This is a genomic window from Pseudomonas sp. NyZ201, assembly GCF_049860765.1.
In the GTDB taxonomy this organism is placed as follows: domain Bacteria; phylum Pseudomonadota; class Gammaproteobacteria; order Pseudomonadales; family Pseudomonadaceae; genus Aquipseudomonas; species Aquipseudomonas bharatica.
In genome coordinates this window covers 5,917,289-5,939,715 of record NZ_CP187557.1, presented here as the reverse complement: position 1 = coordinate 5,939,715, position 22,427 = coordinate 5,917,289, and the positions used below count along the sequence as shown (strand labels likewise).

Genomic DNA, 22,427 nt, shown 5'->3' with positions numbered 1-22,427 from the left:
CTGTGTGCGAATAAGGCGCCGCCGGTTTCAGGCCGGCGGCGCGGCGGTTTCAACGCTCGTGGACGTAGGTGCCCGGCGACGCCTCGCCCGCCGGATAGGCCTTGTTGCCGAGCACGGCCGGCGCCGGTTTCAGTTCGCCGGAACGCTCGCTCAGCCAGTTCTGCCAGTACAGCCACCAGGAATCGGTGTGCTTGTTGGAGTTTTCCTGCCAGGCGTTGGGGTCGGCAGGCATCTCCTTGCTGGTCATGTAGCGTGCCTTGGGGTTGCCCGGCGGGTTGAGAATGCTCTGGATGTGTCCGCTGTTGGACAACACGAATTCGACATTGCCGCCGAACAATTGCGCCGACCTGTAGCAGGACTGCCACGGCGTGATGTGATCGGCGGTTCCGGCGACGCAGAAAATATCGGTGCTGACCTGCTTGAGGTCGATGGGCGTTCCGCATACCTCGAGGGCATTGGGGCGGGTCAGCGGGTTGTTCTTGAACATCTCGATCAGGTCGCCGTGGAAGGCAGCCGGCAGGCGCGTGGTGTCGTTGTTCCAGAACAGGATGTCGAACACCGGCGGCTCGTTGCCCAGCAGGTAATTGTTGACCCAGTAGTTCCAGATCAGGTCGTTGGGCCGCATCCAGGCGAAGACCTTGGCCATGTCGCGGCCTTCCAGCACCCCGGCCTGGTAGGAGTGGCGCTTGGCCGCTTCGAGGGTCTGCTCGTCGACGAACAGTGCCACCTGGGTATCCAGGGTGGTGTCGAGCACGCTGACCAGCAGGGTCAGGGCATTGACCTTGCGCTCGCCCAGCGCGGCGTAATGGCCGACCAGCGCGGTGCAGGTGATGCCGCCGGAGCAGGCGCCGAGCATGTTCAGGTCATCGCTGCCGGTGATTTCCAGCACCACGTCGACCGCTTCCTTGAGCGCGTCGATATAGGTCGACAGGCCCCACTCGCGCTGGGCCTTGGTCGGGTTGCGCCAGCTGATGATGAAGGTCTGCACCGTGGAGCGCAGGCAGAAGCGCGCCAGGCTTTTTTCCGGGCTGAGGTCGAAGACGTAGAACTTGTTGATCTGCGGCGGCACCACCAGCAGCGGACGCTCGTGGACCTGCTCGGTGATCGGGCCGTACTGGATGAGTTCCAGTACATCGTTGCGGTACACCACGGCGCCTTCGCTGGTGCCGAGGTTCTTGCCGACCTCGAAGGCCTCCATGTTCACCTGGCTGGGCATGCCGCCGTTGTTGACCATGTCCTTGGCCAGGTTGGCCAGGCCGTCGAGCAGGCTCTTGCCACCGGTTTCGAAGAAACGCTTGACCGCCGTCGGGTTGGCCATGCTGTTGGTCGGGGCCATGGCTTCGGTCATCAGGTTGATGACGAAGTGGGCGCGGCTGATATCGGTGTCGGACAGGTTGCTGGCGCCGACCCAGTCATGCAGCTCCTTGCGCCAGGCCAGGTAGGTCTGCAGGTAGCGGCGATAAAGGGGGTTCTGGCTCCAGGCCGGATCGTTGAAGCGACGGTCGTCGCTTTCCGGCTGCAGGCTGGATTTGCCGAAGATCACGTCCTTGAGCTCCATGCCGAAGTGCGCGACATGCTTGGCGCTGTGCAGCGGTTGCCGGATGGCCTGGCGCAGCACCATGCGGGCAGAAGTCAGCAGATCCTTGCGGCGCAAGCCTATGACCGGGTTCAGACCCAGCGTGTTTTCCGAGGCTTGGCGCTGCAGGTCATCGTTACTCTTGTTGCTCATCTACGACGCTCCGTTGTCCTGAGACGAGTACCGCTCGGCGACTGGCGACTACCAGACCAATGCCGGTACTGCTGCTCGGGTGACCAATGATAACGAGTTGCGATCCTGCGGCCGGCCGAGAGGGGCGTTGAGCGTTGCGGGTACTGTCCGCATCGAGAAGACTGCCTGCTTTCGCTCGCTTTCTCGGCATCCCGGCCCGTTCCCTTTCTCCGTGCAGAGGATGCAGGGAACCTGCCAGGTCCATTGGTTACCCGACTTTCCATCAATGCGCAAGCCGGCCAGATGATGGCCGGTGCCGCAGGCATTCAAGCAGATCGGTTTAGAAAATGCGCTCTAAAACAGCAGAGTGCCGGGCTAGAGCATCAGCTTGATGACAGACTCGGACGGGTCGCGGGATTTGCCGGCAGCGGCGAGATCCTTGAGGTATTCGGCCCAAAGTTCGTCCTGGCGCAGGCACAGCTGTTCGAGGTACTCCCAGGTGAACAGTCCGCTGTCGTGGCCGTCGTCGAAGGTCAATTTCAGTGCGTATTGGCCGGCGGGCTCGATCTTGTCCAGGCCGACGCCAAGCTTGCCGAATTGCAGGATGGGATTGCCGTGGCCCTGGACCTCGGCGGAAGGGGAGTGCACGCGCAGGAACTCGGCGGGCAGGTGATAGACCTCGCCCGGGCCGTAGGTCAGGCTCAGGGTCTTCGAGGCTTTGTGCAGGTTGATTGCGGTGGGCAGGCGGGACATGTCGGGCTCCTTGGCTACAGGGCCGCACGCTACAAGCTGGACATCGGCGACGTCCAGCCCGCAGCGTATCGAGGCTTACAGAATGTAGCGCGACAGGTCTTCGTTCTGTGCCAGTTCACCGAGATGGCTGTTTACATAGTCGGCGTCGATGCGGATCGGCGCTTCGCTGTGGGCAGCGGCCAGGTCGCCGGCGCTGAACGACACTTCTTCGAGCAGGCGTTCGAGCAGGGTGTGCAGACGACGGGCACCGATGTTCTCGGTCTTCTCGTTGACCTGCCAGGCGATCTCGGCCAGGCGCTTGATGCCTTCCGGGGCGAACTCGATATGCAGGCCTTCGGTCTTGAGCAGCTCGCTGTATTGCAGGGTCAGCGAAGCGTGCGGCTCGCTGAGGATGCGCTCGAAGTCTTCCGGGCTCAGGGCCTTGAGCTCGACGCGGATCGGCAGGCGGCCTTGCAGCTCGGGAACCAGGTCGCTCGGCTTGCTCAGGTGGAACGCGCCGGAAGCGATGAACAGGATGTGGTCGGTCTTGACCATGCCCAGCTTGGTGTTGACGGTGCAGCCTTCGATCAGCGGCAGCAGGTCGCGCTGCACGCCTTCGCGCGAGACATCGGCACCGCCGACGTTGCCGCGCTTGGCGACCTTGTCGATCTCGTCGATGAACACGATGCCATGCTGCTCGACCGCTTCCAGGGCCTTGGCCTTGAGTTCTTCCTCGTTGACCAGGCGTCCGGCTTCTTCGTCACGCACCAGCTTGAGCGCTTCCTTGACCTTGAGCTTGCGGCTCTTGCGCTTGCCCTTGCCCATGTTGGCGAACAGGCTCTGCAACTGGTTGGTCATCTCTTCCATGCCCGGCGGCGCGGAGATATCGACGCCCATGGCTTCGGCCACTTCGATCTCGATTTCCTTGTCGTCCAGTTGGCCTTCGCGCAGGCGCTTGCGGAACAGCTGGCGGGTGTTGGAGTCGGCGCTTGGCGCGGCGTCCTCGTTGAAGCCGGCGCGGGCCGGTGGCAGCAGGGCGTCGAGGATACGGTCCTCGGCGGCATCTTCGGCGCGGTGGCGCACGCGGATCATTTCCTGCTCGCGGAGCATCTTGATCGCCGCATCGGCGAGGTCACGGATGATCGATTCGACGTCACGGCCGACATAGCCGACTTCGGTGAACTTGGTCGCTTCCACCTTGATGAACGGCGCATTGGCCAGCTTGGCCAGGCGGCGGGCGATCTCGGTCTTGCCGACGCCGGTCGGGCCGATCATCAGGATGTTCTTCGGGGTGACTTCGGCACGCAGCTCGGCAGGGAGCTGCATGCGCCGCCAGCGGTTGCGCAGGGCAATGGCGACGGCGCGCTTGGCGTCGTCCTGGCCGATGATGTGGCGGTTGAGTTCGTGGACGATCTCGCGGGGGGTCATGGACATGGTATGTGGTGGTCCCGTGGCGGTGGTGTCAGCGTGGAAAAGCCCGGCGGTGTATCCGGGCGCCAGAACAGCTGAATCACTCGGCCAGGTCCTGCTCCTCGATGGTCAGGTTGTGGTTGGTGAACACGCAGATGTCGCCGGCGATGTTCAGGGCGGTCTCGGCGATTTCCCGGGCCGACAGGTCGGTCTTTTTCAGCAGGGCGCGGGCGGCGGCCTGGGCGTAGGCGCCACCGGAACCCATGGCGATCAGGCCGTCCTCGGGTTCGACCACGTCACCGTTGCCGGTGATGATCAGCGAGGCGTCCTTGTTGGCGACCGCGAGCATGGCTTCCAGGCGGCTCAGGGAACGGTCGGTACGCCATTCCTTGGCCAGCTCGACGGCGGCGCGGATCAGATGGCCCTGGTGTTTTTCCAGTTGCCCTTCGAAGCGCTCGAAGAGGGTGAAGGCGTCGGCGGTGGCACCGGCGAAACCGGCGATGACCTGGCCGTGATACAGGCGACGGACCTTCTTGGCGTTGCCTTTCATCACGGTGTTGCCGAGGGAAACCTGGCCGTCGCCGCCCATGACGACTTTGCCGTGGCGACGAACTGAAACGATGGTGGTCAAGGGAGAGTCTCCACGCAGCGGGGCGAAAATGCCTGTGCAGACTCATATGGGGGTGCAGGGAAGGATTTCAACCTTGGGGGACGGGTGGTGCGACCTTGGTCTGAAGAGCAAGAGAGCGGCGCGGACCTTGTGGGAGCGGGTTCACCCGCGATTGCAGTAGTGAATCCACCATCGCAATCGCGGGTAAACCCGCTCCCACAGGGGAGATGTGCAGGTCTGGGATCAGCCCTCGTGGCTGATATGCCCATCCACCACGGTGTAGCGCACGGCACCCGGCAGGCAGTGGCCGATGAATGGGCAGTTGTCGCCCTTCGAGCGCCATTGCTCGCCCGCCACGGTGGAGGCTTGCGGGTCGAACAGCACCAGGTCGGCGGCGGCGCCGGTCTTCAGCTCGCCTGCCGGCAGGCGCAGCGCCGCAGCGGGGCCGGCCGACAAACGCTTGAGCAGGGTCGGCAGGTCCAGCAGGCCATCGGCGACCAGGGTCATCGCCAGCGGCAGCAGCAGTTCCACGCTGCTGATGCCCGGCTCTGTTGCGCCGAACGGGGCCAGCTTGGCATCCCGCTCATGCGGCTGGTGATGACTGGAAATCGCCTGGATCACTCCAGACTTCACCGCTTCGCGCAGGCCGTCGCGGTCGGCGCGGGTGCGCAGCGGCGGTTGCACGTGGTACAGGCTGGAGAAGTCCACCAGCGCTTCATCGGTAAGAATCAGCTGGTACAGGGCAACGTCTGCGGTCACCGGCAGGCCGCGGGCCTGGGCCTGGGCGATCAGTTGCGCGCCGTGGGCGCTGGTCAACTGGCTGAAGTGCGCCCGTACGCCGGTTTGTTCCACCAGCAGCAGGTCCCGGGCCAGGGCCACTGTTTCCGCGGTTTCCGGGATGCCCGGCAGGCCGAGGAAGCTGGCCATGGCACCTTCGTGGGCCAGGCCGCCGGCGGCCAGGTCGCGATCCTGGGAATGGAAGATCACGGTCAGGTCGAAGGTCGCCGCGTACTCCAGCGCCCGGCACAGGGTGCGGGTGTTGCCGAAGCTTTCCAGGCCATTGCCGAAGGCTACGCAACCCGCATCGCGCAGGGCCACCAGCTCGGCCAGTTGCTCGCCTTCCAGGCCCTTGCTCAGGGCGCCGATCGGAAACACCTTGGCATGCCCGGCCTCGCGGGCGCGGTCGATGACCAGTTCGGCCACGGCCGAGGTGTCCAGCACAGGCTTGGTGCGGGGCGGGCAGCACAGGCTGGTCACGCCACCGGCAGCGGCGGCGCGGGTTTCGCTGGCGATGGTGCCTTTGCGGCTGTAGCCCGGCTCGCGCAGGGCGACGCTGAGGTCGACCAGGCCCGGCGCGGCCACCAGGCCGGCGGCGTCGATGCTGCGCGTGGCCTTGAATCCGGCCGGGGCGGCGCCGATGGCGACGATCCTGCCGCCTTCGACGTGCAGGTCGGTGACCTGGTCCAGGCCGCTGTTGGGGTCGATGACCCGGGCGCCGAGGATACTGAGGGTCACTGGGCGTTCTCCTGCTCGAATTGACGTTGGGCGTTCTGCCCGCTCATGGCCATGGACAGCACCGCCATGCGCACGGCGATACCGTACGTGACCTGGTTGAGAATCACCGAATGGGCACCGTCGGCCACCGCCGACTCGATCTCGACGCCACGGTTGATCGGCCCCGGGTGCATGACGATGGCATCCGGCTTGGCGCCGGCCAGGCGCGCGGTGGTCAGGCCGAACAGGCGATAGAACTCGCCTTCGCTCGGCAGCAGGCCGCCGGCCATGCGCTCGCGTTGCAGGCGCAGCATGATGACGACATCGACATCCTTCAGGCCCTGGGCGAGGTCGGTGTAGACCTTCACGCCGTACTGCTCGATACCGACCGGCAGCAGGGTTTTCGGGCCGATTACGCGGATGTCCGGGCACCCCAGGGCCTTCAGTGCCAGCATGTTCGAGCGCGCTACCCGCGAGTGCAGGATGTCGCCGACGATGGCTACCGAGAGGTTTTCGAAGCCGCCCTTGTGCCGACGAATGGTCAGCATGTCGAGCATGCCCTGGGTCGGGTGGGCGTGACGGCCGTCGCCGCCGTTGATGATCGCCACCTCAGGGCACACGTGCTCGGCGATGAAGTGCGCGGCACCGGAGTCGGCATGGCGCACCACGAACATGTCGGCGGCCATGGCCTCGAGGTTGCGCAGGGTGTCGAACAGCGTCTCGCCCTTGCTGGTCGAGGAGGTCGACACGTTCAGGGTGATGACGTCCGCCGACAGCCGCTGGGCGGCCAGTTCGAAGGTGGTGCGGGTACGGGTGGAGTTCTCGAAGAACACGTTGCACACGGTCTTGCCGCGCAGCAGCGGGACTTTTTTCACCGCCCGGGCGCCGACTTCAAGGAAGGAGTCGGCGGTATCGAGGATTTCGGTGAGCAGCTCGCGGGGCAGGCCGTCGAGCGAGAGGAAGTGGCGCAGCTGGCCCTGGTCATTGAGCTGCAGCGGGCGCTTGGCGTCGATTGGCGTCATCGCGGGGGGACTCTTAAAGGGCGGAAGCGGGGGCGAGGTCCTGGCGCTCGAGGGCGAGCGGCGCGGGGCCGGTCAATTTTACTCGTTCGTGGGCGGCCAGCGACAGGGTCGCGCCAACCACGTTCGGGCGGATCGGCAGCTCGCCAGCATCGAGGTCGAGCAGGCAGACCAGGGTCACGCTGGCCGGGCGGCCGTAATCGAACAGCTCGTTGAGGGCAGCGCGGATGGTGCGACCGCTCATCAGCACGTCGTCCACCAGCACCAGGTGCTGGCCTTCGATCTCGAACGGCAGCTCCGACGGACGCACCTGCGGGTGCAGGCCATTCTGGCTGAAGTCGTCACGGTAGAAGGATACGTCCAGGGTGCCGAGGGGCTCCTGGCTGCCCAGCTCGTCGAGCAGGGCCTGGGCCACCCAGACGCCACCGGTACGGATGCCGATGTAGCGTGGCTCGGTGATGGCGCGGCGGCTCAGATGGGCGCGTAGGTCGACGGCCATCTGCCGGATCAGTTCGGCGGGATTGGGTAGGCTCATGCTTGCTCCTGGAAAGGGCCGGTTCATAACCGATGATCGGGGAGTTACGACTGTGCGGCGTTGGCCTCCAGCCAGCCTTGCAGCAGCAGGGCGGCGGCGATGGCATCGACCGGGTTGTCGCGATAGCTGCCACGCTGGCCGCCGCGGGCCATGCGCTCGCCCTTGGCTTCGAAGGTGGTCAGGCGTTCGTCGTGGGTGTGTACCGGCAGGTTGAAGCGGCCATTCAGGCGCCGGGCGAACTTCTCGGCACGCTCGCTCATCTCGCTGGGGGTGCCATCCATGTTCAGCGGCAGGCCAACGACAATGGCGTCGGGCTTCCATTCCTTGATCAGCTTTTCCACCTGGTTCCAGTCCGGCACGCCGTTCTGCGCCTTCAGCGTGCACAGCTCGCGGGCCTGGCCGGTGATGACCTGGCCCACGGCGACGCCGATCTGCTTGCTGCCGTAGTCGAAACCCAGCAGCAGACGAAGCTCGGCCATCAGGCGTGCCCCGCCTGGCTGGTCAGCAGGCTCAGGTTGATGCCCAGGCGCGTGGCGGCGGCGTTCAGGCGCAGCTCGGTATCGGTAGCGAAGAGGATTTCCGCGTCGAACGGGCAGTTGAGCCAGGCGTTGTCGGCCAGCTCCGCCTCCAGTTGCCCGGCTTCCCAGCCGGCGTAGCCCAGGGTGATCAGGCTCTGCCGCGGACCATTGCCCTCGGCGATGGCGAACAGCACGTCCTGGGAGGTGGACAAGGCCAGGCCGTCGAGCTGGATGGTGGCCTGGTAGGTGCGGTCGTTGGTGTGCAGGACGAAGCCCCGGTCGGTCTGCACCGGCCCGCCGATGTAGATCGGCACGTTGACACTGAGCGGCGAGGGTTCTTCCTCGGGACGCAGTTGTTCGAGGATATCGGCCAGGTTCAGCTCCTGCGGGCGATTGACCACCAGGCCCATGGCACCGTTCTCGTTGTGTTCGACGATGTAGGTCAGGGTCTGGGCAAAATTCGGGTCCGCCATGTGGGGCATGGCGATCAGGAACTGATGCTTGAGGTAACTCGGGCTGAAATTTTTCATACCGGCTAGTGTGGCGGCGAGGGGCCGGGCTGACAAGCTGCAGCGTCGTTAATTGCTGGAGAGGCGGTCGCCGCGGGCAAAGCGCCAGGTGCGGACGATTTCCAGGCGATCGACGTCGGCAAGGTCGCCCGTGAGCGGTGCGAAAGGCGCCGCCAGGCGCACGATGCGCTGCGCTGCCTGGTCCAGCAGCGGTTGCCCGGACGACTCGAGCACCAGCACTTCGTAGAGCGAGCCGTCGCGATTGATCGACACCATCAGCCGCAGGCTACCGTAGATCTGCTGGCGGCGGGCTTCGTCGGGATAATTCAGGTTGCCGATGCGCTCGATCTTCTTGCGCCATTCGTCCTTGTACCAGGCGCCCTTGTCCCGTGCGGTCGAGGCGGCGCTGATGCGGTGGATGCGCGGGCGCTTGGCGTACAGCTGCTGCTCGTTGGCCAGTTCCGCTTCGAGGCTGGCGATCTGGCTGGACAGTTGCGAGCTGTCGAAATCCGGCGTTTCGGCCTTGGGAGCCGGCTGTGGCTTGGCTTCCTTCGGCGCGTTCTGCACTTTCTGCGGCTTGGGTGCGACAGTGGTGACCGCCGCCTTGGCCGGCGGTGGCGGCACCTCTTCCTTGCGCGATACCGGGGGTGGCGTGACCTTGTTGACCTTGCTGTCCTGGAACGGCGCTACTTCGGTGGTCTTCGGTACTGCCGCCTTGTCCAGGGTACCGCTGCCCTGCTGGTTTTCCTGGGCAAGGAAATCGGCCTTCTGCGGCTTTACCTCGCTCTTGAACATCGCCAGGGTGATGTCCATGGAACGACGGATTTCCTCCGGTTTGGCGAAGCTGAAGCTCACCCCGAGAATCAGCGCCAGGTGCAGCAGCGCCGCCACGAACAGGGTAAAGCCGAGGCGGTCCGCCGGGCGGACGCGGGGCGGGACGAAGTCGGCAGGGATATCGGCGGGAAGCGTCATCGGTAGTCCAGCAGCCGGGGAAGGCCGGCGAAGCGGGGAAGCCAGGTCGAAAAGGGACCGGCATCATAACCCACTGCGCAGGCTTTCCTCTTGTCGTCGGTCAGCGTGCCTTGAGCTGGCGATCGATGGCGTCCATCAACTGCCCGCCGATATTGGTGTTGTACGCCGCATCGATCTCGCGGATGCAGGTCGGGCTGGTGACGTTGATCTCGGTGAGGTAGTCGCCGATCACGTCGAGGCCGACGAACAGCAGGCCCTTTTCCCGCAGGGTCGGGCCGACCTGGGCGGCGATCCAGCGGTCGCGGTCGGTCAGCGGGCGGGCTTCGCCACGGCCGCCGGCCGCCAGGTTGCCGCGGGTCTCGCCACTGGCCGGAATCCGCGCCAGGCAGTAGGGCACCGGCTCGCCGTCGATCATCAGGATGCGCTTGTCGCCGTCGGTGATCGCCGGCAGGAAGGCCTGCGCCATGATCTGCTGGGCGCCGTGCTGGGTCAGGGTCTCGAGGATCACCGACAGGTTCGAGTCGCCCGGACGGTGGCGGAACACCGAGGCGCCGCCCATGCCGTCGAGCGGCTTGAGGATCACGTCGCCATGGGTTGCGGCGAATTCACGCAGGATATCCGCGCGGCGGCTGACCAGGGTCGGTGCCATGCACTGCGGGAAACGGGTGGCGAACAGCTTCTCGTTGCAGTCGCGCAGGCTTTGCGGGCGGTTGACCACCAGCACGCCTTCGGCCTCGGCCTGCTCCAGCAGGTAGGTGCTGTAGACGAACTCCATGTCGAAGGGCGGATCCTTGCGCATCAGGATCACGTCGAGGTCGGCCAGCGGTGCGTCCTGCTCGGCGTCCAGTTCGAACCAGCGCTCGGGGTTGGCGAACACCTTCAATGCACGCATCTGCGCGCGGGCCTGGCCAGCGCCCAGGTAAAGGTCCTTCTGTTCCATGTAGAACAGCTCCCAGCCGCGCTCCTGTGCGGCCAGCAGCATGGCCAGCGAGCTGTCCTTCTTGTAGGAGATGGACGCGATGGGGTCCATGACAATGCCGAGGCGAACGCTCATGGGGGGTAAATCCTCTCGGCGGCCCGGGGCCGCGGTGGTTGCAAGGAAAAGTGGCTCAGGGTGGCGCCCGGGACGCTGGCGGTCAAGGGAAAAACGCAGCGCAGCCCGGGCCCGGCGTGGCTCGATGGTATGCACCCCTTGAGTATGCTAAAAATGCGGGCATGTGGCCGGCATGGCGCTATCCGACAGCAATGGTAGAGCGAATATGGTTCAGCCCGACACGGCATTGAAAGTGATGGTGATCGACGACTCCAAGACGATTCGCCGCACCGCCGAGATGCTGCTCGCCGAAGCGGGATGCGAGGTGATCACGGCCATCGACGGTTTCGATGCCCTGGCCAAGATCGTCGATCATCGCCCCGGCATCATCTTCGTCGACGTCCTGATGCCGCGCCTGGACGGGTACCAGACCTGCGCCCTGGTCAAGCACAACAGCGCCTTCAAGGATATTCCGGTGATCATGCTGTCGTCCCGCGACGGCCTGTTCGACAAGGCCCGCGGGCGGATCGTCGGCTGCGATCAGTTCCTGACCAAACCGTTCGGCAAGGAAGAACTGCTGGAAGCCATCCGCGCCCATGTGCCGGGCTTCACGGCGGAAGAACAACACGCACCCTGACGCCGGCCTGCAAGCGCTGGCGTCTTTCCTTATACGAGGAACAGCATGGCCCGAATTCTTATCGTCGACGACTCGCCGACCGAGACCCACAGATTCACCCAGATGCTCGAGAAGCAAGGGCACCAGGTGCTCAAGGCGGCCAATGGCGCCGACGGCGTGGCCCTGGCGTCCCAGGAAAAGCCCGATGCGGTGCTGATGGATGTCGTCATGCCCACCATGAACGGCTTCCAGGCTACCCGCAGGTTGAGCAACGACCCCGCGACCAAGGACATCCCGGTGATCATCGTCACCACCAAGGACCAGGAAACCGACAAGGTCTGGGGCACTCGCCAGGGCGCCAAGGCCTACCTGGTCAAGCCGGTGGAAGAAGACGACCTGGCCAGGGTGCTCGACAGCGTCCTGAAGGGTTGAACCGCATCACCATGGGCGAATCGCTGACCGCCTTCGAGCTGCTGCTGGACATCGACCGGCGCTGCCGCCTGCTGGCCGCCGACCTGCCGTTGCAGGAAACCCGCCTGCAGACCTGGAGCGGTATCGGCTTTCGTCTGGGCGAGCATTGTTTCGTAGCCCCCATGGGCGAAGTGGCCGAAGTGCTGACGGCCCCGCGCCTGAGCCGGATTCCCGGGGTCAAGCCATGGGTGGCCGGGGTCACCAACCTGCGTGGCCAGTTGTTGCCAGTCACCGACCTCGGCGGTTTTCTCGGCCTGGAGGCGAACCAGGGCCGCAAGCAGCGTCGGGTATTGGTGGTGGATCACGATGAACTGCTCGCCGGCCTGCAGGTGGACGAAGTGCTTGGTCTCCAGCATTTCGCCCTCGACGGTCTCGATCTGGCGCCGCCGTCGCCCTTGCTGGGCAGCGCGGCTCCCTTTATCCAGGGGCACTTCCAGCGCGAGCACTGCTGGGGGATTTTCAGCCCGTTCGCCCTGGCCCAGTCCCCGGGCTTTCTCGATGTCGCGCTGTAGTAGAGGAACGCCAGAACCGTGAGCCAGACCAAGCCCGTCAATTCGCTCAAAGGATCGCGCAGCAGCGCGCAGATTGCGGCGTTGTTCGTCGTGCTGATCCTGTCGATCATCCTGCTGTTCGCCAACTTCGCCTACCTCAACACCCAGGCCAACCACGACAAGCAGTACATCGGGCACGCCGGCGAACTGCGCGTGCTGTCGCAGCGCATCGCCAAGAACGCCACCGAAGCGGCGTCCGGCAAGACCGTGGCGTTCCGCCTGCTGAGCGAGGCGCGCAACGATTTCGAGCAGCGCTGGAGCTACCTGAAGAAAGGCGACCCCGCCACCGGCCTGCCCTCGGCGCCAGCGGCGGTGCGCAGCGAGATGGAGGCCGTGCAGCGCGACTGGGAGACGTTGCGCAAGAACACCGACGTGATCCTTGCCAGCGAACAGACCGTGCTGTCCCTGCACCAGGTCGCCGCCACCCTGGCCGAGACCGTGCCGCAGTTGCAGGTCGAGTACGAGAAGGTGGTGGAAATCCTCCTGCAAAGCGGCGCGCCGGCCGCCCAGGTGGCGGTGGCCCAGCGCCAGGCATTGCTGGCCGAGCGCATCCTCGGTTCGGTGAATACCGTCCTGGCCGGCGACGACGCCTCGGTGCAGGCCGCCGATGCCTTCGGTCGTGACGCCAATCGCTTCGGTCAGGTCCTGGAGGGCATGCTCGGCGGCAACCCGGCGATCCAGGTTACCCGCGTGCAAGACCCGGACGCCCGCGCCCGTCTCGGTGAAATCGCCGAGTTGTTCCAGTTCGTCGCCGGCTCCGTGGACGAGATCCTGGAAACCTCGCCCGAGCTGTTTCGCGTGCGCGAGGCCGCCGGAAACATTTTCAGCCTGTCCCAGACCTTGCTCGATGAAGCCTCGCGCCTGGCCACCGGCTTCGAGAACCTCGCCGGTGGACGCACCCTCGACACCGTCGGCGGCTATGTGCTGGGCCTGCTGGCCCTGGCATCGATCATCCTGATCGGTTCGGTGATGGTCCGTGAAACCCACCGCCAGCTCAGTGAAACGGCCGAGAAGAACGAGCGCAACCAGCAGGCGATCATGCGCCTGCTCGACGAAATCGAAGACCTGGCCGATGGCGACCTGACCGTCACCGCGTCGGTTACCGAGGATTTCACCGGGGCCATCGCCGACTCGATCAACTATTCCATCGACCAGCTGCGCGACCTGGTGGCGACCATCAACCTCAGCGCCGAGCAGGTCGCCGCCGCCGTGGAAGACACGCAGAACACCGCGCACTTGCTGGCCAAGGCGTCCGAGCATCAGGCCCAGCAGATCGCCGATGCTTCCATGGCGGTGGGCGACATGGCCGAGTCCATCGACCGGGTATCCGGCCACGCCTACGAATCGGCCAAGGTGGCCGAACGTTCGGTGGCCATCGCCAACAAGGGCAACGAGGTGGTGCACAACACCATCCACGGGATGGACAACATTCGCGAGCAGATCCAGGACACCGCCAAGCGGATCAAGCGCCTGGGCGAGTCTTCCCAGGAAATCGGCGATATCGTCAACCTGATCGACGACATTGCCGACCAGACCAACATCCTGGCGCTCAATGCGGCCATCCAGGCCTCCATGGCCGGCGAGGCCGGGCGCGGCTTTGCCGTGGTCGCCGACGAAGTGCAGCGCCTGGCAGAGCGCTCGTCCTCGGCGACCCGGCAGATCGAGGCGCTGGTTCGGGCGATCCAGGTCGATACCAACGAAGCGGTCATTTCCATGGAACAGACCACCGCCGAGGTGGTGCGTGGCGCACGCCTGGCACAGGACGCCGGCGTGGCCCTGGCCGAGATCGAAGGGGTGTCGCAGACGCTGGCCGAGCTGATCCTGAGCATTTCCGATGCCGCCCAGTTGCAGACGTCGTCGGCCGGGCAGATCTCCCATACCATGGCGATCATCCAGCAGATCACCTCGCAGACCTCGTCCGGCTCCACTGCCACCGCCGAAAGCATCGGCAACCTGGCGCGCATGGCCAGCGAGATGCGGCGGTCGGTTTCGGGCTTTACCTTGCCGCCGAATCCAGAGTCCCGCTGAATCGACACGGACCCTGTGGGAGCGGGTTCACCCGCGATGACGTCGGTGAGTTCACCATCGCAATCGCGGGTGAACCCGCTCCCACAAGGTCCGCGTAAACCAATGAGTTTATGAGAAGTAGACATGGCTGACCGGCATGATTTCGTCGCCCTGGCCTGGGTCAGGGAGGCGATCGAAGAAAGCCTCGCCCAGGCGCGGCAGGCACTCGAGCAGTTCGCCAATGGCGAAGGCGAAGCGCTGGGCGCCTGTGTCGAGGTGCTGCACCAGGTGCACGGTTGCCTGGTACTCCTTGAGTTCAAGGGGGCGGCCCTGTTGGCCCAGGAAATGGAAGCCATGGCCCGGGCTCTGGCTGACGGCCAGGCCAATGCCCAAGGGGCGCTGTTCCGCGCACTGAGCCAGCTGCCGCTGTATCTGGATCGCCTGCGGATTGCCCGGCGCGACCTGCCGTTGCTGGCCCTGCCATTGCTCAACCAGTTGCGTGCCGCCCGCGGCGTCGAGGCCCTGGGCGAGAGCGCACTGGGGGTTAACGCTCCGGGTAGCGGGGAAAACTTCGAATTGTCGCTGGATGCCTTGCAAGGCCGCCTGCCCGACCGTGACGGTATGCGCTCGGTAGTGGCGGCGCTGAGCGAGGACCTGCTGCGAATCAAGGAGCGCGTCGAGCAATCCGCGCGTGGCGAGGGCCAAAGCCTGGAGCCATTGCTGGCGCCGTTGCGACAAATCGCCGATACCCTCGCCGTGCTCGGCTTCAACCAGCCGCGCCGGGTGATTCTTGACCAGGTCGCGGTGTTGCAGTCGATGCTCAAGGAAGCGCCCCAGGAGGCGTTGCTGATCGACGTGTCCGCCGCCTTGCAGTACGCCGAGGCAACCCTCAGCGGCATGGTCGGCGCCATCGAAACCAGCAGCCAGACCCCGCCTACCGGCACCGATATCAACGAGATCCGCCAGCTGGTCCTGGACGAGGCCCACGGCGTGCTGCTGCAGGCCCGCGACCTGATCGCCGATTGCCTCGAAGCCGGCTGGGATCGGGTGCGCCTGCAACCGCTACCCGACCTGCTCGGACAGATCCGTGGCGCCCTGGCCATGCTGATGCTGCCGCATCCGGCCGCCGTGGTGCAGCGCTGTACCGACTACCTTCACGCCCATGTCCTGCAGGCCGAGAGCCTGCCCGACAGCGCCGCGCTGGAGCACCTCGCCGAGGTGGTCGGCAGCCTGGAATATGCGTTGCAGTCCCTGAGCATCGATCTCCAGGCCGATGTCGAGCCGCTGCTGGCCCGTGCCCGGCGTGCACTCGGTGCGCTGGGCTTTCCGGTACTGGCGCGGCCACTGCACCCGGCACCGATCACTATCGCTGCGCCGAAGCCGGTGGACGATGAACTGCGCGAAGTCTTTCTCGAAGAAGCCGAGGAAGTCCTCGGCCAGATGGACGAGGACTGGCTGCGCTGGCGCGGCGAAGGCCATCCGCGCGAGGCCCTGATCGAGCTGCGCCGCGGATTCCATACCCTCAAGGGCAGCGGTCGGATGGTCCGCGCCACGGTCCTGGCCGAACTGGCCTGGGCCGGCGAGCACTTGCTCAACCGTATGCTCGAAGGCCGCGTTGGCAGCGGCGCCGAAGTACTCAAGGCGATCGGCCAGGCGATGACCCTGATGACCCCGCTGGTCGACGAGTTCGCCACCGGAGAGGTGCATGCCCATGCCCACGTCGAGCACCTGGCCAGCCACCTGCACGCGCTGGCGATGAACGACGCCGACGCCGATGGCGAGCACGCCGAGCCCCTCGACACGCAATTGCTGGAGATCTTCCGCAACGAGGCGCAGACTCACTTGGCTGTGCTCGATGCCTTCCTCGCCCATGCCGAGGTGTACCTGCCGGCGCCGGTCAGCGATGACCTGCAACGCGCCCTGCACACGCTCAAGGGCAGCGCGGCCATGGCCGGGGTGACACCCATCGCCGAGCTGGCCACGGCCCTGGACCTGCTGGCCCGCGAGTTCAAGGCCCACCAGGTGGGCTTCGACCTTGATGAAATCTATCTGCTGCAAACCGCCGAACCCTTGCTGCGCCGTGGCCTTGACCAGCTCGGCACTACGCCGCTGGCGCCGATCAAGGGGGCGGACATCCTGATCGAGCAGGTCGACCAGGTGGTCGCCGCGCGCCTGCAGGCGCTTCTCGATTCCCCGGACCAGAGCCCGCGCATCAAGCGCGATCCGCAACTGATCGCCAGCTTCCTCGAACAGGGCATGGACATCCTGCTCGATGCCGAATCCCTGCTGCTGCGCTGGCAGGAGCACCCGGGCGAGCGCCACGAGCTGAATTCGCTGCTCGATGAGCTGACCACCCTGGGCCAGAGCGCTCACCTCGCCAACCTGTGGCAGGTGGATGAGCTGTGCGAGGCACTCCTCGATCTTTACGGCGCCGTGGAGGAAAGCAGCCTGGCTGCCGATGCGCGGTTCTTCGACGAAGCGCAGCAGGCCCATGAAGCCTTGATCAACATGCTCGACCAGATTGCCGCAGGGCAGGATGTCGAACCCTGTCCGGAGCGCTTGCTGGCCCTGCGCGGGCTGCTCGAACAGGGGCTCGACCCGGGCGCCATGGGCCTGGTGCGCCGCCAGGGCGACGGCACCTCGAGCATTGCCGAACTGGACGACGTCACCCGGGAACTCGCCGGGCAGGAAGCGGACGAGGAAATGGTGGCGATCTTCCTCGAAGAAGCCATCGATGTGCTGGACAGCGCCGACCAGGCGCTCGGGCGCTGGCTCGACGATCCCGACAACGTCTCGACGCTGTCCTCGTTGCAGCGCGACCTGCATACCCTCAAGGGCGGCGCGCGGATGGCCGGGATCGGTGCGCTGGATGTACTCGCCCATGAGCTGGAGCTGCTTTACGAAGGGCTGGTGGACCGCCGCTACAGCCCGTCGCCGGAACTGGCCAGCCTGTTGCGCGCCAGCCATGCCTTGCTGGCCAGGTTGCTGGCGCAACTGAGCCAGGGCCAGGCGCTGGAATCGGTGGTGGAGAACCTTGCCTCGCTGCGGGAGTTTCGCCACCACGCCCAGCCGCCGGGTAGCCCGGCCAGGGCCGAGCATCCGGCCCAGGAAGGCGACAAGGAGCTGCTGGAAATCTTCCTCGAAGAGGGCGTGGACATCGTCGAAAGCGCTGCTGCGGCGCTCACTCGCTGGCAGGCCGAACCGCGCAATACGGTGGAGGTGGAAAACCTGCTGCGCGACCTGCACACCCTCAAGGGCGGTGCGCGCATGGTGGAAATCGCCCCGATCGGCGACCTGGCCCACGAGCTGGAATTCCTCTACGAGCACCTCGCCGCCGGCCAGTTGCAGGCCAGCCCGGCGCTTTTCAGCCTGCTGCAGAACTGCCATGACCGCCTCGCCCACATGCTCGATGCCGTGCGCCTGCAACAGCCGCTGCACGCGGCCACGGCGCTGATCGACTACATCCGCAATTTCAGCAGCGCCGCCCTCAGCGACAGCGCTGCTGCCGTGCCCGCCGAAGTACCGCCGGAAACCCCGGCGCCGGCCCCGGAGCGCGCGGCGCTGGATATGGTCAAGGTCAATGCCGAGCTGCTCGATGACCTCGGCAACCAGGCAGCGGAAACCTCGATCCTGCGCGGGCGCCTGGAGCAGCAGATCAACGATGCGCAGGTGGCCCTCAACGAGATGGAAACCACCCTCGAGCGCATGCGCGACCAGTTGCGGCGCCTCGATACCGAGACCCAGGGCGGCCTCAGCCGCTTGCAGGCCGACGCCGATGCCTACGAGGACTTCGACCCGCTGGAGATGGACCGCCATTCCCAGTTGCAGCAGCTGTCCCGGGCGCTGAGCGAATCGGCTTCCGACCTGCTCGACCTCAAGGAAACCCTGGCCGCCCGTACCCAGATGGCCCAGGGCCTGCTGTCGCAGCAGGCGCGGGTCAACAGCGACTTGCAGGAAGGCTTGATGCGCACCCGCATGGTGCCGTTCGAGCGCCTGGTGCCGCGTTTGCAGCGCGTGGTGCGGCAGACCGCCAGCGAGTTGGGCAAGCAGGTCGAACTGGTGGTGGGCAACGCCGAAGGCGAAATGGACCGTAGCGTGCTGGAGCGCATGGTGGCGCCGCTGGAGCACATGCTGCGCAATGCCGTCGACCATGGCCTGGAAAGCCGCGAGGTGCGCCTGGCGGCGGGCAAGCCGGAGCAGGGCATGATCGCCCTGAACCTGCTGCACGAAGGCGCCGACATCGTTATCGAGATGTTCGACGACGGCGCCGGTGTGCCGCTGGAGGCGGTGCGCAGCAAGGCGATCAAGCGCGGGCTGCTTGACCCGCGCAGCGAGCTGAGCGATCACGAGGTCATGCAGTTCATTCTCCAGCCGGGCTTTTCCACCGCCGAGAAGATCACCCAGATTTCCGGGCGCGGGCTGGGGATGGACGTGGTGCATGAAGAGGTCAAGCAACTGGGCGGCTCGATGGTGATCAGTTCGGTGCAGGGCAAGGGCGCGCGCTTCCTGATTCGCCTGCCGTTCACCGTGTCGGTCAACCGTGCCTTGATGGTGCATTGCGGCGAGGAACAGTACGCCGTGCCGCTCAATGCAATCGACGGCGTGGTACGGGTGCCGCCGGCGGAACTGGAGGCCTGCTATCGCCTCGATCCGCCGCGCTACGAATATGCCGGGCGCGGTTATGAGCTGCGCTATCTCGGCGAGTTGTTGCAGGGCGAGCGCCAGCCGCGGCTGCTGGGCCAGAGCCTGCCGTTGCCGGTGGTGCTGGTGCATGCCCACGATCAGCAGTTCGCGGTGCAGGTGGACAGCCTCTCGGCCAGCCGGGAAATCGTGGTCAAGAGCCTGGGGCCGCAGTTCGCCGCCGTGCAGGGGCTGGCCGGGGCGACCCTGTTGGGCGACGGTCGGGTGGTGCTGATTCTCGACCTGCTGGCGCAGTTGCGCGGCTTGCATCTGCGCCTGGCGCAACAGGCCGGGCGTGCATCGCGGGAGATCGCGGCAAGCCCGCCTGGCGGTCCCGCGCGGCCTTTGCTGGTGCTGGTGGTGGACGATTCCGTCACGGTGCGCAAGGTCACCGGTCGTCTGCTGGAACGCCACGGCATGAACGTGCTGACCGCCAAGGACGGGGTCGATGCCATGGCCGTGCTGGCCGGGCACCGGCCTGACGTGTTGCTGCTGGATATCGAAATGCCGCGCATGGACGGCTTCGAGGTGGCGACCCGGGTGCGCCAGGATCCGCGGCTGAAGGACCTGCCGATCATCATGATTACCTCGCGTACCGGGCAGAAGCACCGCGACCGCGCCATGGCCATTGGGGTCAACGACTATCTGGGCAAGCCCTATCAAGAGTCGGTGCTGTTGCAGAGCATCGCCCGCTGGAGTCATGTCAATGCTTGAGCAAGGAACCCGCAGCGGACGTCGCAGCAGCCTTACCGGGCTCCTGCTGCCGCTGAGTGACCGCAGCCTGGTGCTGCCCAACGTGGCGGTGGCCGAACTGATCGGTTACCAGGCCTGTACCCCCGCGCCCGACCAGCCTGCCTGGTTGTTGGGCTGGATCGACTGGCGCAGCCAGCGCCTGCCGCTGCTGAGCTTCGAGGCCGCATGCGGCGGGCAGACCCAGGTGGGCGAGCGGGCACGGATCGTTGTGCTCAACGCCCTGGGCGGTACTTCGCGGAGCTTTTTTGCCCTGCTGGTGCAGGGCATTCCGCGTTCCTGCAAGCTCGACAGCCAGCTCAACTACGTCGATGTGCCGCTGGCCGACCTGGAACTGGCGGCGGTGCAGGTGGGCGAGCAGGTGGCCCGGGTGCCGGACCTGGTGGCACTGGAGAAGCTGCTGCCCGAAGGTTAGAAATCACCCCATAACTGCTGGGCCACCGCCAGCGCCACCACCGGCGCGGTTTCCGTACGCAGCACCCGCGGGCCGAGGCGGGCGGACTGGAAGCCACTGGCCCTGGCCTGTTCCACTTCGGCGTCCGACAGTCCGCCTTCCGGGCCGATCAGGAACGCCAGGCTGGCCGGACGGGCGTGGCTGACCAGCGGCTCGGCCACCGGGTGCAGGACCAGTTTCAGCGCTTCGTCGCTGGCGGCCAGCCATTCGGCCAGGGTCAGCGGAGGGTTGATCCGTGGAACCGTCGAGCGGCCGCATTGTTCACAGGCGCTGATTGCCACCTGGCGCCAGTGGGCCAGGCGCTTGTCGGCGCGCTCGTCCTTCAGCCGCACTTCGCAGCGGTCGCTGACGATCGGCGTAATCACGTTCACGCCCAGCTCGGTGGCTTTCTGGATTGCCCAATCCATGCGCTCGCCACGGGACAGGCCCTGGCCGAGGTGAATGTGCAGCGGCGATTCGGCCTGGCCGGGCAGTGCCTCGGCCAGGCTGACGCGCACGGTTTTCTTGCCGACTTCGAGCAACTGGCCGAGGTATTCCTGGCCGCTGCCGTCGAACAATTGCACCGCGTCGCCGACGCTCATGCGCAGGACACGGCCAATGTAATGGGCCTGGGCTTCAGGCAGATCGTGCTCGCCGAGGCCCAGCGGGGCGTCGATGAAAAAGCGGGAGAGTCTCATTGGGGGCTCGACATGAAATTTGAGGTGTCAGGTTTTGGGCCTGCTTTGCAGGCCTTCGCGGGCAAGCCACGCTCCTACAGGAGACCGCATTGCCCTTGTAGGAGCGTGGCTTGCCCGCGAAGGGCCGCAAAGCGGCCCCAACGGGGCTTAGCCAGGATCCCGGAAATCCGGATGGAAATCCGCCGGTACCGCCACACTGACCTTGTCCCGGGTCGCGATATCGATCCCTTCGCTGGCCACTTGCGCGAGGAAATCGATCTGCTCGGGGGTAATCACATAAGGCGGCAGGAAATACACCACGCTGCCCAGCGGACGCAACAGCGCGCCACGGGTCAGGGCATGCTCGAAGACCTTCAGGCCGCGACGCTCCTGCCACGGGTAAGCGGTCTTGCTCGCCTTGTCCTGGACCATCTCGATGGCCAGGGCCATGCCGGTCTGGCGCACCTCGGCGACGTGCGGATGGTCCACCAGATGGGCCGTCGCCGTTGCCATGCGCTGGCTCAGGGCCTGGTTGGCCTCGATCACCTTGTCCTGCTCGAAGATATCCAGGGTCGCCAGCGCCGCGGCACAGGCCAGTGGGTTACCGGTGTAGCTGTGGGAATGCAGGAAGGCGCGCAGGGTCGGGTAGTCGTCGTAGAACGCGCCATACACCTCGTCGGTGGTCAGGCAGGCGGCCAGCGGCAGGTAGCCGCCGGTCAGGGCCTTGGACAGGCACAGGAAGTCCGGCCGGATCCCGGCCTGCTCGCAGGCGAACATCGTCCCGGTGCGGCCGAAGCCGACGGCGATCTCGTCGTGGATCAGGTGCACTTCGTAGCGGTCGCAGGCCTCGCGCAGCAGCTTGAGGTACACCGGGTGGTACATGCGCATGCCGCCGGCGCCCTGGATCAGCGGCTCGACGATGACGGCGGCGATGCTGTCGTGGTGTTCGGCCAGGGTCTGTTCCATGGCCGCGAACATCGTCCGCGAGTGCTCTTCCCAGCTCACGCCTTCGGGGCGCAGGTAGCAGTCCGGGCTTGGCACCTTGAAGGTGTCCAGCAGCAGGGCCTTGTAGGTTTCGGTGAACAGCGGCACATCGCCCACCGACATCGCCGCGATGGTCTCGCCGTGGTAGCTGTTGCTCAGGGTGACGAAGCGCTTCTTCTCCGGCCGGCCCTTGTTCAGCCAGTAGTGGAAACTCATCTTCAGCGCCACTTCGATGCACGACGAGCCGTTATCGGCGTAGAACACCCGGTTCAGGCCGTCCGGGGTGATCTTCACCAGGCGCTCGGACAGCTCGATCACCGGCTGGTGGCTGAAACCGGCGAGGATCACGTGCTCCAGCTGGTCTACCTGGTCCTTGATGCGCTGGTTGATGCGCGGATTGGCGTGGCCGAACACATTCACCCACCAGGAACTCACCGCGTCCAGGTAGCGCTTGCCCTCGAAGTCCTCCAGCCACACGCCCTCGCCGCGCTTGATCGGGATCAGCGGCAACTGCTCGTGGTCTTTCATCTGGGTGCAGGGATGCCACAGGACCTTGAGGTCGCGGTCCATCCACTGTTGGTTGAGGCCCATCGGCTTGTACTCCTGGCAACGCGGGTTGGGAAAACCCGGACAAGCCTAAGCAAAGCCTTGGTTCAGAACAACGTCTTGCTCATTTCGAGCCGTTGATAAGAGGAGACGCATGCGGCTCTCCGCCGGA

Annotated in this window: 19 protein-coding genes; 6 read left to right on the top strand and 13 right to left on the bottom strand. The window is 65.7% G+C overall.

All coding sequences use genetic code 11. The annotated features are described in order from the left end of the window. Positions 1-49: 49 nt before the first annotated feature. The 11 genes from phaC to gshB all read right to left on the bottom strand — a co-directional run bounded on the left by phaC (position 50) and on the right by gshB (position 10,561). Positions 50-1,729 (bottom strand): class II poly(R)-hydroxyalkanoic acid synthase, encoded by a 1,680-nt coding sequence (gene phaC, locus ACPFMA_RS26675; protein ID WP_425929235.1) that lies wholly within the window; start codon positions 1,727-1,729, stop codon positions 50-52. Positions 1,730-2,083: 354 nt separating this feature from the next. After that, positions 2,084-2,461 carry a gamma-butyrobetaine hydroxylase-like domain-containing protein gene (locus tag ACPFMA_RS26670; protein ID WP_009397784.1) on the bottom strand — a complete coding sequence of 126 codons (378 nt, stop codon included), beginning with the start codon at positions 2,459-2,461 and terminating at the stop codon, positions 2,084-2,086. A gap of 75 nt (positions 2,462-2,536) precedes the next feature. Then, entirely contained in the window at positions 2,537-3,874 is a 1,338-nt protein-coding gene (gene hslU, locus ACPFMA_RS26665; RefSeq protein ID WP_279896700.1) for an ATP-dependent protease ATPase subunit HslU, read from the bottom strand. A gap of 76 nt (positions 3,875-3,950) precedes the next feature. Then, the gene (gene hslV, locus ACPFMA_RS26660) at positions 3,951-4,481 is read right to left on the bottom strand and encodes an ATP-dependent protease subunit HslV (RefSeq protein WP_009397786.1); all 531 of its coding nucleotides are present in this window, start codon (positions 4,479-4,481) and stop codon (positions 3,951-3,953) included. A gap of 222 nt (positions 4,482-4,703) precedes the next feature. Continuing rightward, positions 4,704-5,975: a dihydroorotase gene (locus ACPFMA_RS26655; protein WP_425929232.1), complete on the bottom strand. Its 1,272-nt coding sequence runs from the start codon at positions 5,973-5,975 to the stop codon at positions 4,704-4,706. Beyond that, the gene (locus ACPFMA_RS26650) at positions 5,972-6,976 is read right to left on the bottom strand and encodes an aspartate carbamoyltransferase catalytic subunit (protein WP_064302600.1); all 1,005 of its coding nucleotides are present in this window, start codon (positions 6,974-6,976) and stop codon (positions 5,972-5,974) included. The genes ACPFMA_RS26655 and ACPFMA_RS26650 overlap by 4 nt, the downstream gene beginning before the upstream one ends. 13 nt (positions 6,977-6,989) lie before the next feature. After that, positions 6,990-7,508: a bifunctional pyr operon transcriptional regulator/uracil phosphoribosyltransferase PyrR gene (gene pyrR / locus ACPFMA_RS26645; RefSeq protein ID WP_009397791.1), complete on the bottom strand. Its 519-nt coding sequence runs from the start codon at positions 7,506-7,508 to the stop codon at positions 6,990-6,992. 44 nt (positions 7,509-7,552) lie between these two features. After that, positions 7,553-7,987, bottom strand: a complete 435-nt coding sequence (gene ruvX, locus ACPFMA_RS26640) for a Holliday junction resolvase RuvX (RefSeq protein WP_009397793.1) — start codon at positions 7,985-7,987, stop codon at positions 7,553-7,555. Beyond that, a complete protein-coding gene (locus tag ACPFMA_RS26635) occupies positions 7,987-8,556 on the bottom strand; it encodes a YqgE/AlgH family protein (RefSeq protein WP_064302598.1) in 570 nt (189 codons plus the stop codon). Before ACPFMA_RS26635 ends, ruvX begins: the two co-directional genes overlap by 1 nt. 48 nt (positions 8,557-8,604) lie before the next feature. Next, positions 8,605-9,507, bottom strand: coding sequence for an energy transducer TonB (locus tag ACPFMA_RS26630; RefSeq protein WP_420059561.1), 903 nt, complete (start codon positions 9,505-9,507; stop codon positions 8,605-8,607). Positions 9,508-9,607: 100 nt separating this feature from the next. Continuing rightward, positions 9,608-10,561: a glutathione synthase gene (gene gshB, locus ACPFMA_RS26625; RefSeq protein ID WP_425929228.1), complete on the bottom strand. Its 954-nt coding sequence runs from the start codon at positions 10,559-10,561 to the stop codon at positions 9,608-9,610. Between the two features lie 205 nt (positions 10,562-10,766). Between gshB and pilG the strand changes: the two genes are divergently transcribed. From pilG to ACPFMA_RS26595, 6 genes are all read left to right on the top strand, one after another. Beyond that, positions 10,767-11,177, top strand: coding sequence for a twitching motility response regulator PilG (pilG, locus tag ACPFMA_RS26620; RefSeq protein ID WP_009397797.1), 411 nt, complete (start codon positions 10,767-10,769; stop codon positions 11,175-11,177). Between the two features lie 45 nt (positions 11,178-11,222). Continuing rightward, complete coding sequence (gene pilH / locus ACPFMA_RS26615) at positions 11,223-11,588, top strand: twitching motility response regulator PilH (protein WP_064302595.1); 366 nt, start codon at positions 11,223-11,225, stop codon at positions 11,586-11,588. Between the two features lie 11 nt (positions 11,589-11,599). After that, positions 11,600-12,139, top strand: coding sequence for a chemotaxis protein CheW (locus ACPFMA_RS26610; RefSeq protein ID WP_064302594.1), 540 nt, complete (start codon positions 11,600-11,602; stop codon positions 12,137-12,139). 18 nt (positions 12,140-12,157) lie between these two features. Beyond that, positions 12,158-14,206, top strand: coding sequence for a methyl-accepting chemotaxis protein (locus ACPFMA_RS26605; RefSeq protein ID WP_064302593.1), 2,049 nt, complete (start codon positions 12,158-12,160; stop codon positions 14,204-14,206). Positions 14,207-14,329: 123 nt separating this feature from the next. Continuing rightward, entirely contained in the window at positions 14,330-19,579 is a 5,250-nt protein-coding gene (locus ACPFMA_RS26600; RefSeq protein ID WP_425929225.1) for an Hpt domain-containing protein, read from the top strand. Continuing rightward, positions 19,572-20,030, top strand: a complete 459-nt coding sequence (locus ACPFMA_RS26595) for a chemotaxis protein CheW (protein ID WP_064302591.1) — start codon at positions 19,572-19,574, stop codon at positions 20,028-20,030. Before ACPFMA_RS26600 ends, ACPFMA_RS26595 begins: the two co-directional genes overlap by 8 nt. Here ACPFMA_RS26595 and ACPFMA_RS26590 read toward each other — a convergent pair. Both ACPFMA_RS26590 and ACPFMA_RS26585 read right to left on the bottom strand, forming a co-directional pair. Beyond that, positions 20,027-20,746: a 16S rRNA (uracil(1498)-N(3))-methyltransferase gene (locus ACPFMA_RS26590; protein WP_425929222.1), complete on the bottom strand. Its 720-nt coding sequence runs from the start codon at positions 20,744-20,746 to the stop codon at positions 20,027-20,029. The genes ACPFMA_RS26595 and ACPFMA_RS26590 overlap by 4 nt on opposite strands. Positions 20,747-20,893: 147 nt before the next feature. Next, entirely contained in the window at positions 20,894-22,300 is a 1,407-nt protein-coding gene (locus tag ACPFMA_RS26585) for an adenosylmethionine--8-amino-7-oxononanoate transaminase (RefSeq protein ID WP_420058885.1), read from the bottom strand. Between the last annotated feature and the right edge of the window lie 127 nt (positions 22,301-22,427).

Bases quoted from the DNA above. Each gene is read 5' to 3' on its own strand.
- phaC (WP_425929235.1), bottom strand. From the start codon at position 1,729: ATGAGCAACAAGAGTAACGATGACCTGCAGCGCCAAGCCTCGGAAAAC.
- ACPFMA_RS26670 (WP_009397784.1), bottom strand. From the start codon at position 2,461: ATGTCCCGCCTGCCCACCGCAATCAACCTGCACAAAGCCTCGAAGACC.
- hslU (WP_279896700.1), bottom strand. From the start codon at position 3,874: ATGTCCATGACCCCCCGCGAGATCGTCCACGAACTCAACCGCCACATC.
- ACPFMA_RS26650 (WP_064302600.1), bottom strand. From the start codon at position 6,976: ATGACGCCAATCGACGCCAAGCGCCCGCTGCAGCTCAATGACCAGGGC.
- pyrR (WP_009397791.1), bottom strand. From the start codon at position 7,508: ATGAGCCTACCCAATCCCGCCGAACTGATCCGGCAGATGGCCGTCGAC.
- ruvX (WP_009397793.1), bottom strand. From the start codon at position 7,987: ATGGCCGAGCTTCGTCTGCTGCTGGGTTTCGACTACGGCAGCAAGCAG.
- ACPFMA_RS26635 (WP_064302598.1), bottom strand. From the start codon at position 8,556: ATGAAAAATTTCAGCCCGAGTTACCTCAAGCATCAGTTCCTGATCGCC.
- ACPFMA_RS26630 (WP_420059561.1), bottom strand. From the start codon at position 9,507: ATGACGCTTCCCGCCGATATCCCTGCCGACTTCGTCCCGCCCCGCGTC.
- gshB (WP_425929228.1), bottom strand. From the start codon at position 10,561: ATGAGCGTTCGCCTCGGCATTGTCATGGACCCCATCGCGTCCATCTCC.
- pilG (WP_009397797.1), top strand. From the start codon at position 10,767: ATGGTTCAGCCCGACACGGCATTGAAAGTGATGGTGATCGACGACTCC.
- pilH (WP_064302595.1), top strand. From the start codon at position 11,223: ATGGCCCGAATTCTTATCGTCGACGACTCGCCGACCGAGACCCACAGA.
- ACPFMA_RS26610 (WP_064302594.1), top strand. From the start codon at position 11,600: ATGGGCGAATCGCTGACCGCCTTCGAGCTGCTGCTGGACATCGACCGG.
- ACPFMA_RS26600 (WP_425929225.1), top strand. From the start codon at position 14,330: ATGGCTGACCGGCATGATTTCGTCGCCCTGGCCTGGGTCAGGGAGGCG.
- ACPFMA_RS26595 (WP_064302591.1), top strand. From the start codon at position 19,572: ATGCTTGAGCAAGGAACCCGCAGCGGACGTCGCAGCAGCCTTACCGGG.
- ACPFMA_RS26590 (WP_425929222.1), bottom strand. From the start codon at position 20,746: ATGAGACTCTCCCGCTTTTTCATCGACGCCCCGCTGGGCCTCGGCGAG.
- ACPFMA_RS26585 (WP_420058885.1), bottom strand. From the start codon at position 22,300: ATGGGCCTCAACCAACAGTGGATGGACCGCGACCTCAAGGTCCTGTGG.